Annotated in this window: 14 protein-coding genes; 5 read left to right on the top strand and 9 right to left on the bottom strand. The window is 45.2% G+C overall.

The window, feature by feature from the left end; all coding sequences use genetic code 11:
• Positions 1–113: 113 nt before the first annotated feature.
• The 4 genes from trmFO to H5T88_06105 are packed head-to-tail and all read left to right on the top strand — an operon-like array spanning position 114 to position 3,632.
• Positions 114–1,421 (top strand): FADH(2)-oxidizing methylenetetrahydrofolate--tRNA-(uracil(54)-C(5))-methyltransferase TrmFO, encoded by a 1,308-nt coding sequence (gene trmFO, locus H5T88_06120; GenBank protein ID MBC7329920.1) that lies wholly within the window; start codon positions 114–116, stop codon positions 1,419–1,421.
• Entirely contained in the window at positions 1,418–2,215 is a 798-nt protein-coding gene (locus tag H5T88_06115) for a copper transporter (GenBank protein MBC7329919.1), read from the top strand. Before trmFO ends, H5T88_06115 begins: the two co-directional genes overlap by 4 nt.
• A 5-nt stretch (positions 2,216–2,220) precedes the next feature.
• Positions 2,221–2,883 carry a glycosyltransferase family 2 protein gene (locus H5T88_06110; GenBank protein ID MBC7329918.1) on the top strand — a complete coding sequence of 221 codons (663 nt, stop codon included), beginning with the start codon at positions 2,221–2,223 and terminating at the stop codon, positions 2,881–2,883.
• Positions 2,880–3,632 (top strand): phospho-N-acetylmuramoyl-pentapeptide-transferase, encoded by a 753-nt coding sequence (locus H5T88_06105; GenBank protein ID MBC7329917.1) that lies wholly within the window; start codon positions 2,880–2,882, stop codon positions 3,630–3,632. The genes H5T88_06110 and H5T88_06105 overlap by 4 nt, the downstream gene beginning before the upstream one ends.
• Here the strand turns inward: H5T88_06105 and rsmI are convergent.
• On the bottom strand, positions 3,609–4,295 hold the full coding sequence (gene rsmI, locus H5T88_06100; protein MBC7329916.1) for a 16S rRNA (cytidine(1402)-2'-O)-methyltransferase: 687 nt from the start codon (positions 4,293–4,295) through the stop codon (positions 3,609–3,611). The two genes, H5T88_06105 and rsmI, sit on opposite strands and share 24 nt — an antisense overlap.
• 8 nt (positions 4,296–4,303) lie before the next feature.
• The gene (locus H5T88_06095) at positions 4,304–5,080 is read right to left on the bottom strand and encodes an NAD+ synthase (protein MBC7329915.1); all 777 of its coding nucleotides are present in this window, start codon (positions 5,078–5,080) and stop codon (positions 4,304–4,306) included.
• 67 nt (positions 5,081–5,147) lie between these two features.
• Here H5T88_06095 and H5T88_06090 point away from each other — a divergent pair, with 67 nt between their 5' ends.
• Positions 5,148–7,586, top strand: coding sequence for an alpha-galactosidase (locus H5T88_06090; protein MBC7329914.1), 2,439 nt, complete (start codon positions 5,148–5,150; stop codon positions 7,584–7,586).
• Here H5T88_06090 and hslU read toward each other — a convergent pair.
• Genes hslU through H5T88_06055 form a run of 7 tightly spaced genes read right to left on the bottom strand, consistent with a single transcriptional unit; the run spans position 7,583 to position 16,150 of the window.
• On the bottom strand, positions 7,583–8,983 hold the full coding sequence (hslU, locus tag H5T88_06085; GenBank protein ID MBC7329913.1) for an ATP-dependent protease ATPase subunit HslU: 1,401 nt from the start codon (positions 8,981–8,983) through the stop codon (positions 7,583–7,585). The genes H5T88_06090 and hslU overlap by 4 nt on opposite strands.
• A 13-nt stretch (positions 8,984–8,996) precedes the next feature.
• Complete coding sequence (gene hslV / locus H5T88_06080; protein MBC7329912.1) at positions 8,997–9,545, bottom strand: ATP-dependent protease subunit HslV; 549 nt, start codon at positions 9,543–9,545, stop codon at positions 8,997–8,999.
• Positions 9,542–10,417 carry a tyrosine recombinase XerC gene (gene xerC, locus H5T88_06075; GenBank protein MBC7329911.1) on the bottom strand — a complete coding sequence of 292 codons (876 nt, stop codon included), beginning with the start codon at positions 10,415–10,417 and terminating at the stop codon, positions 9,542–9,544. Before xerC ends, hslV begins: the two co-directional genes overlap by 4 nt.
• 47 nt (positions 10,418–10,464) lie before the next feature.
• Positions 10,465–11,517, bottom strand: a complete 1,053-nt coding sequence (locus H5T88_06070) for an aminopeptidase P family protein (GenBank protein MBC7329910.1) — start codon at positions 11,515–11,517, stop codon at positions 10,465–10,467.
• Between the two features lie 5 nt (positions 11,518–11,522).
• Positions 11,523–11,960, bottom strand: coding sequence for a type II 3-dehydroquinate dehydratase (gene aroQ, locus H5T88_06065; protein ID MBC7329909.1), 438 nt, complete (start codon positions 11,958–11,960; stop codon positions 11,523–11,525).
• The gene (locus tag H5T88_06060) at positions 11,961–13,049 is read right to left on the bottom strand and encodes a glycosyltransferase family 4 protein (protein MBC7329908.1); all 1,089 of its coding nucleotides are present in this window, start codon (positions 13,047–13,049) and stop codon (positions 11,961–11,963) included.
• Positions 13,049–16,150, bottom strand: a complete 3,102-nt coding sequence (locus H5T88_06055) for a discoidin domain-containing protein (protein ID MBC7329907.1) — start codon at positions 16,148–16,150, stop codon at positions 13,049–13,051. The genes H5T88_06060 and H5T88_06055 overlap by 1 nt, the downstream gene beginning before the upstream one ends.
• Positions 16,151–16,169: the final 19 nt, after the last annotated feature.

The following is a 16,169-nucleotide window of genomic DNA, read 5'->3' as shown; positions in this document are numbered from 1 at the left end:
GAGGCTTTCCTTCGGAAAGCCTCGCCGCGATATCTAACCCCTGATTAAGAAGTAATATTTTAAATCCCAATCATTGAGAAAATCGTCTTTAATCGCTATAATTAATTTTGTCAATGAAAGAGAGAAGATTGATAATTGTTGGAGGAGGGCTTGCCGGCTCGGAAGCTGCTTGGCAGGCAGCATCAAGGGGAATCAAGGTAATCCTCTATGAAATGCGTCCGAAAGTCTTCACTCCAGCCCATAAAACTCCCTACCTCGCCGAGCTCGTCTGCTCTAATTCCCTCAAAAGCACATCTCTCTCTACTTCTGGCGGACTCCTCAAAGAGGAAATGAAAATGCTGAATTCCCTGATAATCAAAGTGGCGGAGGAAACAAGGGTTCCAGCAGGAGAAGCCCTGGCTGTGGATAGAAATCTCTTCTCTGAAAAAATAACAAACATCTTAAAAACACACCCTCTAATTGAAATAGTGAATGAGGAAGTCAAAACGATTCCCGATGAACCCGCTATAATTGCAACTGGTCCCCTCACATCACCATCCCTCAGCAAGGAAATAGAAAAATTAACTGGAAAACAACATCTATACTTTTACGATGCTGTATCGCCGATAGTTTATAAGGACTCAATAGATTTCAGCAAGGTTTTCATCGCCTCCCGCTACGGGAAGGGGGAGCCAGCCTATATCAATTGCCCCTTTGATGAAGAGGAATATTTTGCCTTCTGGCATGCCCTGAGGGAGGCGGAAAAAGTTCCCTTGGAGCCCTTTGAGGAACCCAAGTTTTTCTCCGCCTGTATGCCCATAGAGGAAATAGCCGAGAAAGGGGAACTCGCCCTCGCTTATGGTCCTCTAAAACCAGTAGGTTTGGAAATTAATGGCAGAAAACCATTTGCCGTTGCTCAGCTGAGAAGAGAGGATATCTCCGATACGCTTTATAGTCTTGTCGGCTTTCAGACCCGTTTGACTTTCCCAGAGCAGAGAAGGGTCTTCAGGATGATTCCTGGATTGGAAAACGCGGAATTCGCTCGCTATGGTAAAATCCATCGCAATACCTACATTAACTCACCTCTTTTCCTTGAACCAACTTTCCAATTTAAAGGCAAACCTTACCTTTTCTTCGCTGGGCAGATAACAGGTGTTGAGGGTTATGTAGAATCTGCCGCCTCGGGTTTAATAGCCGGTATAAACGCCTCCCGCTTGCTCTTTGGTCTTCCGCCCGTGATTTTCCCAAGAGAGACCATGCTTGGTGCCCTCTCCCACTATGTGAGCTTTGCCAAGCCCGATAATTTCCAGCCTATGAACGCGAATTTTGGTCTTCTGCCACCTCTTGAAAGAAGGATAAGGGATAAGAAAAAGAGATTTGAGGCTTTATCTCAAAGAGCGCTTGATTTTTTGAGAGACTTCTTAAAGGAGTTGGAGAAATGATAAGCCTAAGATATCATCTCTTGAGCCTTGTTGCCGTGTTCTTCGCTTTAGCAATTGGGATTCTCATCGGCTCAGCCTTCGTAATGCGGGCTGATATCAGGAGCATATCTCAAAACCTACAAAAAGAGTTCGCGAAGGTGAGAGAGGAAGTGAGGAAGGAAAGGGAAGCAACAAAGCAGATACAGGCGATTATAGAAAATTACAGGAAATTTGCCCAGCTTCTCTTGCCTTCGCTTGTAAAAGGCAAGTGCGTGGGACAATCTGTTGGGATAATCTGTATAGGTAAAGTTGAAGATAAGACGGTTTCCGAATTGGGGGAATCCATAGAGATGGCTGGTGGAAGGATTTCCTTTACGGTTTATTTGAACCCCTCTCAAATTGAAGGGAGGGAGGATAAGGACGGGATTTTTGCTAATTTCGCAAATAATCTTGCCATAGGGAACAGAAGTGGATTGAAGGCGCTTGAAAAGGAAAACTTGATAAATATCAAGGATTGGCAAGGAACAGCCTCAAAGCTTCTTGTAATCTCTGATAAGCAAGCTGATAAGAAAAGGGTGAAGGGGGTAGATGTTCCTCTTATTACTAAACTTATGACATCTGGCTTGAAGGTGATAGGAGGTGAGGAGTTCACAACTTCCTTCTCCGCTATCCCTTCTTACAGAGACTTGGGTATTTCCACTGTTGATTGCGTTGATTATGAAATTGGGGAGCTAGCGATAGTGCTTCTGCTTTCGGGAAAAGAAGGCAACTATGGGATGGGTAAAGGGGCAGATGCCTTACTTCCACCACTTTGAAGGATTTGGGTAAGGAAAGAGTTTCTATAATTATCCCCGCCTACAACGAGGCTGATAGGATAAGGGAAACGGTAAGGAGCGTCTTGCCTTTTGCTAAGGAGCTCATTGTAGTTGACGATGGCTCGGAAGATGAAACCGCTATGGAAGCAAGAAAAGCGGGAGCGAAAGTTTTTAGGTTGAGTAGGAATAGGGGGAAAGGATGGGCATTGAGAGCGGGATTTCTACTCAGCAGAGGGGAGATTCTGCTTTTATTAGATGCAGACCTCGGTTCTTCCGCGATTAAAGCCCTTACCCTCATTCCACCTGTTTTGAAGGGAGAGGCAGATATGACGATTGCGGATTTGCCCAAGAGAAGAGGTGGGTTGGGTCTTGTTTTAGCACTTTCCCGATTTGGGGTGAGGTTATTTACGGGGAGGGATTTGAATTCACCCATATCAGGGCAGAGGGCTATGAGAAGGGAGATATTAGAGGGATTTCCTTGGGAAGGGAGATTTGGATTTGAGACCGCTTTGACGATTTACGCCCTAAGAAAAGGTTATAGGGTAAAGGAAATACCCTTGAACATAACGCATAGAAGAACGGGATGGAGTTGGCGAGGATTTATTCACAGGGGCAAGCAGTTTATTCACATTCTCTTCGCTCTATTTAAAATATTAATCAAAAGATGAACTCTTTAATCTTGGGTTTTCTGCTCGGACTGCTTTTGCCTTTATTTTCTCATCGTTTGCCTTTGAAGGAAAAAAATTTCCAGGGCATATATATCCCTAAAGCCGGATTCCTTATCCCATTCGTTGGAAGCATTTACTTTCTTTTTTCCAAGGATTTCATCTCAGCCCTGACTCTTTTTTCCTTCGGCGTTCTTGGCTTTGCCGATGATGTTTGGGGGCTAAAAGATGTTAAAGGGTTCAAAGGACATTTCTCCCTTTTGTTTAAGGGGAAATTCTCAACTGGCTGGCTGAAAGCATTGGGAGGCGGAGTAATTGCGATAATAATAGCCTCATCGCTTTATTCCTCCTTGCCTCGTATCCTGCTTTCAGCCTTCGTAATTGCCGCCTCAGCCAATTTTCTAAATCTCTTGGATTTGCGTCCCGGAAGATGTCTAAAGGCTTTCGCTCTGCTATCCTTTCTTTCACTTCTCTTCTCTGGCAAATCCTACCCGTTTCTCTTTTCCTTCGCCCTTGCTTTCCTTGTCTATGACCTTAGGGAAAAAGCGATGTTGGGCGATAGCGGTTCTAATAGTCTCGGCGCTATTCTTGGCTTATCCTTCGCATATACTCCCTTATATGTTCAAATATGCTATGCTTCTTTTCTCTTTGTTATGATTCTACTCGGAGAATTCGTCTCTTTCAGCAAGTTAATAGCGGGAAACTCCTTTTTGCGGATTTTAGACAACTTAGGAAGAAAGACACCCCTCTAAAACGATTGTGAACTCTCCCCTCGCTCCCTTTTCCCTCAACATCTTCAAAGCCTCGCTCACCTTCCCTCTGAATATCTCCTCGTAAATCTTTGTGAGCTCTCTGCACAAAACGATTTTCCTATCTCCCATTACCTCTAAGATATCCTCTAATGTTTCTATTATCCTATGAGGTGCTTCAAAGAAAACTAAAGTATGGGGATAATTTTTGATTTCGTTCAGCAATTTTCTCCTTTTGCTTCTTCCTCTTGGCAAAAAAGAGAAGAAGGAGAAATTTTGGGCTGGCATCCCACTCACGCTCAACGCAGTCGTTATAGCGGAAGGACCTGGTATGGGGATTGTTTTTATACCTCTTTCACCACAATACTTCACAAGTTCCTCGCCTGGGTCGGAAATGGCTGGCGTTCCTGCCTCTGAGATGAGGGCAGCGTTCTCCCCATTTTCAATTCTCTTTATAATTTGCTCCACCCTGCTTCTTGGACTATGTCGGTGAAGGGAGATTACGGGCTTTCTTATATCATAATGGCTTAGCAACCCCTTCGCCTTCCTTGTATCCTCTGCGACAATGAAATCTACATCTTTGAAAACCTCTAAAGCCCGAAGGGTTATGTCCTTGAGATTTCCAAGCGGGGTAGCGACGACGAAGAGATTGCCTTTGCTCGCCAATTCCCCTCCTAATAGATACGAGGATAAGGAGGTAATTTCCTTTTAAATGCCATCTTGTGAACCCTCTCAATCACTTTATCTATGAATTCCGTAGCAAAGCCCTTATCAATCAATTGTCTCCTTGACAAACCCTTATCAATCAAATTGAAAAGAAGCTTATCAACTTCCTCATAAGTGAATCCTAACTCTCCTTCGTCCGTCTGACCCGGCCAGAGCTCAGCTGTGGGAACTTTCTTTATTATCTTTTCCGGTACGCCTATCGCTTTCGCCAATTGCCTAACTTGAGTCTTGTAGAGGTCAAGGATTGGAGCAAGGTCGCAGGCTGAATCCCCCCAGCGAGTTGTATACCCCAAGAGCCACTCCGTTTTGTTTCCCGTCCCCAAAACAAGAGCTCTATAAAAATACGCTCTATCATACAATATGCTCATCCTTTCCCTTGCCATTTTGTTTCCCTTTTGAACAAGGTTATCAGTAGGACAAGATTGGAAAAAGGCATCAATCTGGGGGGTTATATCTATTAATTCCCATTTAGCGCCCGTTGAGGAGGCAAGTTCCTTTGCATCCTCAATATTTTGAGGGTCGCTTGTCTTATAGGGAAGCGACAGGGCGATTATGTTCTCTCCACCCAACGCTTCAACCGCAAGGAGAAAAACCGTTGAGGAATCAAGCCCACCGGATAACCCGATAACTGCTTTTTTAATACCCGCCCTCTCCGTTTCTTTCCGAATGAAATAAATTATCCTCTTGCGAACATAATCTACATCAATTGAAAGTTCTTCTTGCATCCTAGAACCACCTCGCATATAATGACATTGATACACATATAATGAATTTAACGAAGGAGGAAGGAAAATGCAATATTTAAAATTGGTTCTGCTTTTTCTCTCCCCTTTGACTTTAGCAACTACGACGAGCAACTTCTTCCGCAAAGGAGTGGCGAATATTCGCTATGATAAGGGGGAAAATACTTGGACATTGAGCAATTTAAGATTGGAAAGAGTAATAGTGTTCAAAAACGGCGGCTTGTTTACGACCTCTCTAAAGGATAAAATAACATCTACTCAATTCGTAGCCGAGCCATCTCCAGAAGGATACTTCGGATTTTTCTCTCCCGATAAAACCGTCCATATAATGCGTGGATGGAGGATGAGCGAGACCAAGCCACCGGAGGGATGGCAGTCAGCCGAATTTGACGATAGCGATTGGAAAGAGATAAATCTCCCCTTCCGAGTTGAAGAGGATAACAAAGTTTGGTGGCTGAGAAAAAGGCTTTCCCTTGCGGAGAACGAAAGCTATTTTTTGGAGTTTCACAGAGCAATAGATGATGAAGCCCTGATTTATATTGACGGGAAGTTGATAAGAGAGGTGAAATCTGATGAAGCACCTTGGACAAAAGATATAGCAATTCGGATTCCAGCGGGAAAGGTGCTTGCAATAGAGCTTAGAGGACATGGTAAACCGAACGGCATTTATGGTCAAGTTTCAATAACGCCTATGAGGGATGTATATACGCTTGATTTGAGCAAGGATTGGGATTTGAGGGGATATAAAATCAATAGCAACAAGGATGGGAAGGAGCTAATCATCTCTCTATCGGGGAAGGGGACGAACAGGGGGGGGGCGGTTGATGTTCACTATCAAGTTTATCAGGGAGACGAGCCTTGGATTGTGAAATGGTTTGAATTGAAGCGTTCTGGCATTTCCGAGACCTTGTTGCCAAGGGAGATAGTGTTAGACGAGATTAGGCTCCCAAAGGCTGATTATCAGGTAAGGGGATTTCCCGGCACGAGCAAAGCTGTTTGGGCAGGTGGAAAGGGGATAATAGGAGGGGTGGGCTCGATTTTAGGAAACAGCGATTTTGCCGAATACAAATTCCAACTTCGCTGGCTCTATGATGATGTGGTTAAGAGAGAGCTTACGACTCCCAAGGCTATCATAGCTGTATTCCAAGGCGATGGAGCGAATGGAGCCTTCATCTATCAGCTTTATATGTCCCACCACTATGTTCGAGCCACGCCTTACAGTATTCCTCCTATTTATAACACTTGGTTCGGCTATTATCACAATGTAAATGAGAAGCTCTGCGAGAGGATAATACCCATTGCCAAGGAGTTGGGTTGTGAGTACTTCGTGATAGACGACGGCTGGCAGAAAAACAACGGGGATGATATTTACGGCGACTGGATTGTGGATGAGAACAAGTTTCCAAAAGGCTTGGCTTATATAAAGAAGCTCTGCGAAGAACATGGATTGCGTTTTGGCATTTGGTTCGCTCCCATAATGGCAGCTCCCGGTTCACAGGTAGTGAGGGAACATCCCGAATGGGTAGTGAAGAGGGATGGCGAGATAGCACACGAGTGGGGTTCTCGTTATGGGATGTGTCTCGGCTCCGATTATCTTGATTCCATTAAAGAGAGGATGTTAAAGTATGTAAAGCAAGGGGTAGAGTTCTTCAAATGCGATGATGGATTGTTAGAGGCGGGATGCACTCAGCCAAACCACAAGCATTTGCCTGGATATTCACTCGCTTCCCAATGGAAGGGGTGGAAGGAGTTTTGCGATAGCGTGAGGGAAATCAATCCCAAGTTCGTCATAGACAGAGGATGGGAAGGCGGACCTGAGGTATGTGATGTGAACGATGAGGGATGGTTTGGCGACTGGGAGATAGGTTATGACCCAAATAGGCAAAGGGTTGTGAGGTGGTGGTATAAGAATGCGGATATTTATCGCCAAACCCTCTGGAATTTGACCTTTGTGCGTCCGCCATTCACCATTGCCTGGGAGACCCCTTGCCATCTCCCCATTGGTCAGGAGGATATAAACGCGCTTGAGTATCATTTTACCTCAATTGGAGCCTATATATGCAATGTGGAGGTTCACGGGAGATTGGACGAGATGACGGAGAGGGAGAAAGAAGTTATTAAAAAGTGGGTGAAATGGAACAAGGAGAACAGGGATTGGCTTGCCTTTGCCCAGCCGATACTTGATAGACCCTGGGAGCCGAGAGACCCCAATGCGAAGCCCCACATTGACGGAGTAATGCATCTCCGTCCTCTTCACAAAGGGAAATATGGCTATATCTGCCTATGGAATCCCGGCGAGGAGCAGGACAAGGCGGTGATTGAATTCGTGCCAAAGAATTATTTGATTGATGTAGATTTCAAGACATTAGAGATAAAGAGCATAAAGGATGGAAGGAAGGTAGAATGGAAGAGGGAAGGGGACAAGCTAAGGATAGAAATTACTATGCCTCCTTTGAGCTGGGAGATATTGGAGCTTCGCAAGAGTTAGAGGATAAAGCGCGAGAGGTCCTCGCTTTCCAGGATTTCGCCCAGCTGACGCTGGACGAAGTTGGCATCTACGATTACCTTCTGCCCAGCTAAGGAGGGCGCCTGGAAGGAGATATCCTCTAATAGTTTCTCCATAACAGTGTGGAGGCGGCGTGCCCCAATGTCCTCAGTGCGTTCGTTAACGAGGCGGGCTATGTGCGCGATTTCCCTCACTCCGTCCTCAGTGAACTGCAAATCCACTCCTTCCGTGGCGAGAAGGGCTTGATACTGCTTACAGAGGGCGTTTTCCGGCTCAGTCAATATCCTGCGGAAATCCTCTTCAGTAAGGGGGTCTAACTCCACCCTTATAGGGAATCGTCCTTGAAGCTCGGGGATAAGGTCAGAGGGACGAGCGTTATGGAAAGCTCCCGCAGCGATAAACAAGATGTGGTCGGTTTTAACTGGTCCGTATTTTGTCTGCACAGTTGAGCCTTCCACAAGGGGGAGGAGGTCTCTTTGCACTCCTTCCCTTGAGACATCTGGTCCAACTCCACCTCCCTTTCCCACCACCTTGTCTATCTCATCAATGAAGACAACGCCGAGATTCTCCGCCCTTTCCCTTGCCTCTCTCCTCACCTCATCCATATCAATCAATTTATCCGCTTCCTCAGCTGCTAATATGTCCTTCGCTTCCCTTATCGTGACCTTTCTTCTTTTCTTCTGCTTGGGCAATATATTGCCGAAGATTTCCTGGAAATCCAATCCCATCTCCTCAACCCCCGCTGGCGTGAACACCTCAACAGCGGGAATAACCCTGCTATCCTCAACTTCAATCTCTATTACCTCGTTATCCATTTCCCCACTCTCTATTTTCCCCCTTGCCTCCGCCCTTTGCTTTTGAACAGCAGATAAGCGATAATTGAACTCTTCCTCGCTCATATCGCTTTCCTCTCTTCTCCCGAAGAGAACCTGCAAGGGATTGAATACCTGTGAAGAGCGTTGGGGTAAGGGATAAAGGATATCAAGGAGGCGTTCAATTGCGAGAACCCTCGCTTTCTCCTTAACTTCCTCCAACTTCTCCTGCCTTACCATCTGCACAGCAACATTCATCAAATCCCTTATAATTGAATCCACATCCCTTCCCACATAACCGACCTCTGTGAATTTGGTTGCCTCAACTTTCACGAAAGGAGCGGAGACGATTCTCGCCATCCTCCTCGCTATCTCCGTCTTCCCAACCCCCGTAGGACCTATCATCAATATATTCTTTGGGATTACCTCTTCTCTTAAGTGAGGTGGAAGAAATTTACGCCTATAGCGGTTCCTCAGAGCAATGGCAACTGCTTTTTTCGCTTTATATTGTCCAACGATATACTTATCCAGCTCCTCCACTATTTTTTGAGGCGTTAAATAAGCCATTGGGTCCGTCATATCACTCACTTCCTTCTATCGTTTCCATAAAAATCTGGTCATTTGTATAGATGCAAATTGAGGAAGCTATCTTGATAGCCTCTACTGCTATCTGCTCTGCATCTAAATTAGTATATTTCATCAGTGCCTTGGCAGCAGCGAGGGCATAGGGTCCACCAGAACCTATTCCCACGACATCATCATCAGGCTCTATGACATCGCCAGTGCCCGAGACAACCAATAGCTGCTTTCCATCTGATACCACAAGAAGCGCCTCCAACTGGCGCAACGCCCTCTCGGTTCTCCACTCCTTGGCCAACTCAACGCAAGCCCTTAAAAGATTTCCTTTGTGCTCCTGCAGTTTTCCCTCTAACCGGTCAAATAGGGCAAGGGCATCGGCAGCTGCTCCAGCGAAGCCCGCGATGACTCTCCCATTATACATCTTCCTGACCTTGCGGGCGGAGTTCTTTAGGATTGTATTCTGGAAGGTGACCTGCCCATCTCCCGCTATCGCTACCTTCCCGTATCTCTTGACTGCCAATATCGTTGTGCTTTTCATTTCTCCTTTCATCCCCTTGGATGCGCCTTCTTATAAACTTCCTTTAGTTTATCCACCGTTAAGTGGGTATAAATCTGGGTTGTGGCAAGGCTCGCGTGTCCTAAAAGCTCTTGAACAGCTCTTAAATCCGCTCCCCTCTCCAATAGATGCGTGGCGAAGGAATGGCGAAAAGTATGAGGAGAGGCATAAAGGGCGTTGAGTTTAGCCGTTTTACTTACAATCTTGTGGATTCCCCTGACGGATAATTTACCTCCGAACCTGTTGAGGAAGAGGGCTTTTATCGGCTTTCTCTCCAAAATCGGGCGAGAAAGGGAAAGATAGTCTTTAAGTGCTTGTCTCGCTTTTTCCCCGAGGAAAACCGTCCTCTCCTTTCCACGCTTTCCTCTTATCCTCAGCTCTTCGCTTTTTTCCTTGACATCATCTATATTCAAGGAGGCGAGCTCTGATACCCGCATTCCCGTGGAATAAAGGAGCTCAAGTATAGCCCTATTGCGAATCCCCAATATATCCTCATCGCTGTTTGAAAGCATAGCTTCAATATCTTTAACCTTTAAAAAGCGAGGCAAACCACGCCCAAGTCGAGGTGAGGAGACAAGTAACATTATATTTGATTTTAGTTTACCGCTTTTCACGAGAAACTTGTAAAGTGACCGCAGGGATGATAACTTCCTCGCTATCGTTCTTCTGCTGTATTTTTGCTCCTGTAAGGAACCAATGAAGGCTCTAATCAATTGGATGTCCACCTCACCCCAATTGAAGACATTTCTTTGTTGAGCGAATTTCGCAAATTGAAGAAGGTCTTCGCTGTATGATTTAAGGGTGTGAGGCGATGAGCTCTTCACCTCTTTCAAATAATTCAAAAATTCATCAATCTCTACAGTCATTTCCAAAATAATTTTAACTTATTCAGAGGCAAAAATCAAAAAGGGGCTCAAATGATGGTCGGCTCCTTGGGGAAGTGGGTCAAATCCTCGCACGATTTCTTTCCCACCAATACCATATCCTCAATCCTTATACCACCCAAACCCTCAACATATATGCCGGGCTCAACGGTTACAATAGCGGAGGAGACGAGCCTCTCCTTGCTATTGGGAGCCAAGCCCGGCATCTCGTGAACCTCTCTACCAATGCCATGTCCCAGAGAATGGGTAAAAAGCTCACCATAACCTTTCTCATTCAAGCACTCCCTTGCCAAAGCGTCTATTTCGCCGCATTTCTTTCCCTCCCTTATACCCTCTATCGCTCGGTTCTGAGCCTCCAACACAGCATTGAACATCTTCAGGAGTTCATCCTCCGGCTTTCCGAAGAAGAATACACGGGTCATATCAGAGCAATAGCCATCCACTCTCGCCCCTACATCCATCAGGACTATATCCCCCTTCTTCAACTTCCTTTCGGTTGGTTTTGCATGAGGAAGGGCGCTTCTCTCTCCAAAAGCAACAATACTCTCAAAAGCCAACTCTGCTCCTTTTCCCTTCACATAAAACTCAAATTCCCTAGCTAAATCCTTCTCGCAAATGCCCTCTTTTAAGATATTCAAACAATGAGATACCGCTTCCTCAGCCAGCGCCTGAGCCTTCCTCATTCTCTCTATTTCCCAATCCTTCTTAATTATCCTCTCCTTCTCAACTATCCCGCTTAAAGGAACAAAAGAAACCCCTTTGAGCTTCCTCTTCAAAGAACGATATACCCGATAAGTTACATTCGCGTCCTCAAATCCCAGCCTTTTAATTCCATGATTCTTTATGAATTCGCTCACCACATCCCAAAAGGAATTCTTGGCGAGCACAATCTCGCAATTTGGTGCTTGTTCCTTAGCCTGGATGTAGTATCTCCCATCAACGAATAGAACTGGTTTCTCGGAAATGAGCAAGGCGCCCATTGAGCCGTAAAAACCGCTCAAATAAGCTATGTTCTCCCTTTGGGTTACCAAAAAAGCGTCTACCCTTTTTCTCTTCAGCACATCCGAAATTCTTGAAACCATCGCTTTCACCTCTCTTCCAATGATAGTTTCATCGCCCTAAGCGCGAGAATGTAGCTGATGGCTCCGAAGCCATAGATTCCGCCTATACAGACAGGAGCGATTACCGAATGGCGTCTGAATTCCTCACGAGAATGGATGTTAGAGAGATGAACCTCAATAGTGGGAAGCCTAACACCGGCGATGGCATCCCTAATTGCATAGCTGTAATGGGTATAGGCTCCCGGGTTTATTATTATTCCCTGAAAGTTGCCTAAGGCGGAATGAATTTCCTCCAATATCTCTTTCTCGCCATTATACTGAACTATCTTTACTTCAATACCAAGCTCCTTCGCCTCATTCTCTATCATCCTGTTTATCTCCTCAAGGCTTTGTCTACCATAGACCTCCGGCTCCCTCACCCCCAATAAGTTGAGATTGGGTCCGTGGATGACCAAGACTTTCATCTATGCACCTCCTTTAAGAGTAGATTTTATTACCTTTAGCCAAGCTTGTCTCCATAAATTGATGGAGAAATTAAGGGAGACCTGTTCCCTCTGCCATCTCCCTATTTCCCTTCTTTTAGGATAGACCTCCAGTATCTTTTCCGCAAGGGAATCCGGGTTCGGCTGACACTTAATCGTTGGGAGGTCGGCTAACCCACCTATAGAAGTGGAAATCGTTGCAACACCACTTGCCATCGCTTCCAAAGCGGAAAGGGAAGTTCCTTCCCCGAAAAGGGAAGGGATGAGGCAAATTCCCGCTTTTTGATAAATCTCCCTCATCTTCTCCCATTTCATATGCCCCAAGAAAAAGACCCTATCATCCAATCCAAGCTCTGTGACCCTTCTATAAAGGCGCAGCGCATAATTAGAATCTCCAATCCCACCGATAATTAAAAGGCGAGAAGAGGGCAGGTCTTTCCTAATATTTGAGAAAGCCTCTATTGCGAGATGAACGCCACGGGAAAAATAGAGATTGCGGGGGACTATTATATCCCTTTCTTCCCCCTCAGAGGGGAAGAAATGGGAGGTATCAACGCAATTGGGAATGAGCCAGCGATAGGGAAGAACTTGTGAGAACATCTTCTCCCCAGGGGGAATTTTTACGCCCATTTCCCTTAAGAAAAAAGAATCATTTGCCACGAAGGAGGTTGAATTCTCAAATGCGAATTTGGCGAGACATTTTTTGATTTTCCCCGCCCTGGATTTGGGGGAATCGTCCCAAGTTACGCCGTGAGAGATGACGATTGTCCTTGTATGCCATCTCAAAGGGAGAAAGTAAGGGGAATAGTGGATGAGGAGCAAGTTGTATTTGGTGAGAAGGGGGGAAAAGAGGAAAATGCAGAGCGGGACGAGCCAAAAATCGTGTCCCTTTATTTTTGGAAGTGGCGGATAGGAATGAATATGGGAAGGGAGATTTCTCCCCCACTTCTGAAATATCTCCTGCTCATATCCTTCTTCCTCCAAGAGTTTAAACAAATTATCCAAATAAACATCTGCCCCGCCCTTTATAGGGAAATAAGAGTAAGTTATATGGGCTATCTTAACTTTCATCAGCTTTTTGGATAAACCAAGGTCTCGCCAATGAAAAGGAAATCAGTAGTTGGCGAGTGCCTTGCTTTCTTTATGAAGAATTTCAGATACCTTGCTTTAACAGGTTGGGATAAGGGAATATATAGAAAGCCAGGAATTTGGGGCCTGGTTCTTCCTATCTCAATATAATTCGCCCCATCCTTGCTTGCCGATATCACCACCTCATCTGGAATATATCCCTGTTCTCCAGCTCCATATCGCTGGGCCACCATAGCGATTTCCTTCTCCTCCCCTAAATCCAACACCATCTCAACAGCTATCTCCTTTCCTTCGTCAATATGCCAACCAACCGATAATCCATCCTCATAATGACCATCTATCAGACCATCGGTAAGCTTCCCAGGAGGGGAATCCCCATACTCCCCTTCGGGAGCCGGAGTGAGTGTATAGGGACGATTTAGGGCTATATTTTCCTCTTTTATACCTTCTTGGGGTGCAGTGGCTCGCAATTCTTTGAGTATGGAAAGCGCTCTTTCGTTTTTCCTTGGAGGAGAAAATGGGTTTTCATTCAAAAGATATAAGCTGTAGGCTATATCAATGATGGAGTTCATCCAACCCGTGTAGGCGGAGTAGGGTCCGTAGTTTGGGTCATAGGGTGCACCGAAACACTCCCAATTCTCCAAATCCCACCCTCTCACCCAAGCTCCGTCTATTCTTTTGTCCTCGCTCTCCATCTGTATTCTCGCGAGAAAATCGCCTATTTTATGGAAGGCAGAGAGGCAAACAGACTCTCCCGTCGCTTTATATGACCACCAAGAATGGAGCAGGAGGAAAGAGGTCTGGTAAAGCTGGTCGGATAGAGGGTCATCCACAGCAGTAGTTATAGAGCAATCGCCTTCAAAAGCCCAGAGATAATCAGGAGCATCAACTCGGGGAACTCCCCACCTTTTGACATCGGGATTCTCCAGATATGATTGCCAATAATTTATTATTATCTTCTTCGTCTCTTCATCCATTGTGTAGAAATAGGCAACGGGCAATCCTCTCACAGTAGAGATATGTTTCCAACAACGCAGGCAGGTTTCCGCCAGTCTCTTGTATTCCTCATCCCCTGTTATAGCATAAGCTGAGAACCAACGAAGGAGGTCAAAGTCGGAAGCGATTCCCTGTTGAAATCGTCTATAAGCTGAACAGCCAAGCTTGTCTAATTCCTCAGGCTCCACTGCGGTGCGAGTTATCAAGCCATCGGGATGGGCTACTCTGCGACATAGCTCCAAGGTGCGTAAAGCTGGGATGAGAAATTTTTCTTTTCCAGTGTTCTTATAGAGATAAAGAAGGCAGAGAGCGGTTCTCGTGTTATCGTCCCAAAACCAAATCGTGTTTATCTTTTCATAAAGCCAAGTCCAACCGCCAAATGAGTGGCGATTTGGGTCAGAGATTTGATGGGGAAGCATAAAATCAATTATCTTTTCCGCTATCATCTTGAATTTTTCGTTCTTGGTTAGTTTGCCATAAAGGTAAAAGGCGAGCGCGCTCTTCGCGTTGCAATCAACTCTATATGGAGAGGGTAGGGATTCCAAAGGTCCTCCATCAAACCAAGCAATACATCTTTGATTGTAAACACCCTCCGAACCATCGCCTTTCGGCATAACTCCCGAGCGAAGAAACCAATTTATATTTCTATCCAAAACCTCCAGATACTTTTTCTCCCTCGCTTTAACCTCTATTTTCAATGACCCCTCCTTTTTCATTTTACCCTTCATAGCCACAACCTTTATTTCATAGTTTCCTTCCCTGTTTAAACTCAGCTCTCCCTCCCAAAAACCTCCTTCAACTTTTCTCATTTTGATTTCCCTCTCTTCCTGCCTTGCTTTTACGCTCACTTCAGGTTCAGTTCGGACGATTATTTTTAACTTCTCTCCCGGAACAACCCATTTTCTCGGCTCGCTCCAGACCTTAAGAGGGATATAGCTTTCCTCTATCCTCGCACGCTCATCGTCGGGCAAGAGGAATAAAATAATGTTTTTAAGCAATATTTCCCATTTTTCACTCGGTCGGAAGAATCGCCTTTTGTAATCGCTAATTTTCAGGAAAGCGATTATCAATTCTCCCTTGCCTATATTCAACGCGACGATTGCGGGATAAAGAGGGGAGGGAGGAAAACGAACAGGGAAACCAACCGATAATTTATCGCTGTAATGCCCCTCAATAATCCCGTCGGTCAACTTTCCTGGGAAAACATCAGAATAAGGAAAGGGAGGGCTTGGAGAAAGAGTATAAGATTTCCTCAGGGCAATGTTCTCTCCATTTTCGTCTAAAATCTCCATCTCGCCTAAAAATAACCAATCTGTCGTCGGACTTCGCCTGTATTTATATACTTTTATCTTCACATAGCGGGCTTTTCCACCACTAAGGGGAATCTCCACAATCTGCCCAAGCAGATTCCCCTCCGCTTGCCCTACCTTTCTGAAATCCATCCCATCCTCGCTCAAATAAACTTCAACTTTCTCCGGACAATAATCAGCTATTGAAGCTCCAAATCTTTGGCGATAAAGGGAAAGGTTGTGAATTTCTCCCAAATCCAAGTTTATCTCAATCCAATCTTGGGGTTTAAATAACTTATAGGTTCCGAGGACCTTGCCATAATGAATTATTGGTTCACCTTCAAATTGAAGAGGAGAAAGGAATGCCGAGTTATGCTCATCAAGAAGGGTATTCACCTCCAAATCCTTCGCTATGAAGTGGCTTTCGCTTACGATTAAGCGTTCGTGGAGCATTCTTTTGGGGTTATCAAGTTTCATGCCGAATAGTGTATTGTTTATGGATGTAGAATATTCCATAAAGACCCTTCCGCCATTTTCCAGAAAGGACTTTATTTTAGACTCATCTTCTTCTCTGAGGAAATTGGGCTCTGGGTAGTTGAGTGAGCAAAGGATGAGGGCATCGTATTGGGGCAAATCCTTGAGGGAGGAGAGAGAAGGGGATTGGCTAAATGGTATGTCCAAATCCTTTAGAAGGGATGTGAAGTCGTTTTCCTCGCTGGAGATGAGCAGAACCCCCTTTCCCCAAGCTAAGGAGATAAGGGTTAATAAATAGAAGAGAAGCAACAATCTACAGTTCATTTATATTAATTTTAAAGAA

The sequence above is a fragment of the bacterium genome (assembly GCA_014360495.1).
GTDB lineage: Bacteria > Armatimonadota > JACIXR01 > JACIXR01 > JACIXR01 > JACIXR01.
This window is presented reverse-complemented; position numbering and strand designations above follow the sequence as displayed.

What these genes read in the sequence shown, in the direction of transcription:
- trmFO (MBC7329920.1), top strand. Translation starts at nt 114, where the DNA reads ATGAAAGAGAGAAGATTGATAATTGTTGGAGGAGGGCTTGCCGGCTCG.
- H5T88_06115 (MBC7329919.1), top strand. Translation starts at nt 1,418, where the DNA reads ATGATAAGCCTAAGATATCATCTCTTGAGCCTTGTTGCCGTGTTCTTC.
- H5T88_06105 (MBC7329917.1), top strand. Translation starts at nt 2,880, where the DNA reads ATGAACTCTTTAATCTTGGGTTTTCTGCTCGGACTGCTTTTGCCTTTA.
- H5T88_06095 (MBC7329915.1), bottom strand. Translation starts at nt 5,080, where the DNA reads ATGCAAGAAGAACTTTCAATTGATGTAGATTATGTTCGCAAGAGGATA.
- H5T88_06090 (MBC7329914.1), top strand. Translation starts at nt 5,148, where the DNA reads ATGCAATATTTAAAATTGGTTCTGCTTTTTCTCTCCCCTTTGACTTTA.
- hslU (MBC7329913.1), bottom strand. Translation starts at nt 8,983, where the DNA reads ATGGCTTATTTAACGCCTCAAAAAATAGTGGAGGAGCTGGATAAGTAT.
- hslV (MBC7329912.1), bottom strand. Translation starts at nt 9,545, where the DNA reads ATGAAAGGAGAAATGAAAAGCACAACGATATTGGCAGTCAAGAGATAC.
- xerC (MBC7329911.1), bottom strand. Translation starts at nt 10,417, where the DNA reads ATGACTGTAGAGATTGATGAATTTTTGAATTATTTGAAAGAGGTGAAG.
- H5T88_06070 (MBC7329910.1), bottom strand. Translation starts at nt 11,517, where the DNA reads ATGGTTTCAAGAATTTCGGATGTGCTGAAGAGAAAAAGGGTAGACGCT.
- aroQ (MBC7329909.1), bottom strand. Translation starts at nt 11,960, where the DNA reads ATGAAAGTCTTGGTCATCCACGGACCCAATCTCAACTTATTGGGGGTG.
- H5T88_06060 (MBC7329908.1), bottom strand. Translation starts at nt 13,049, where the DNA reads ATGAAAGTTAAGATAGCCCATATAACTTACTCTTATTTCCCTATAAAG.
- H5T88_06055 (MBC7329907.1), bottom strand. Translation starts at nt 16,150, where the DNA reads ATGAACTGTAGATTGTTGCTTCTCTTCTATTTATTAACCCTTATCTCC.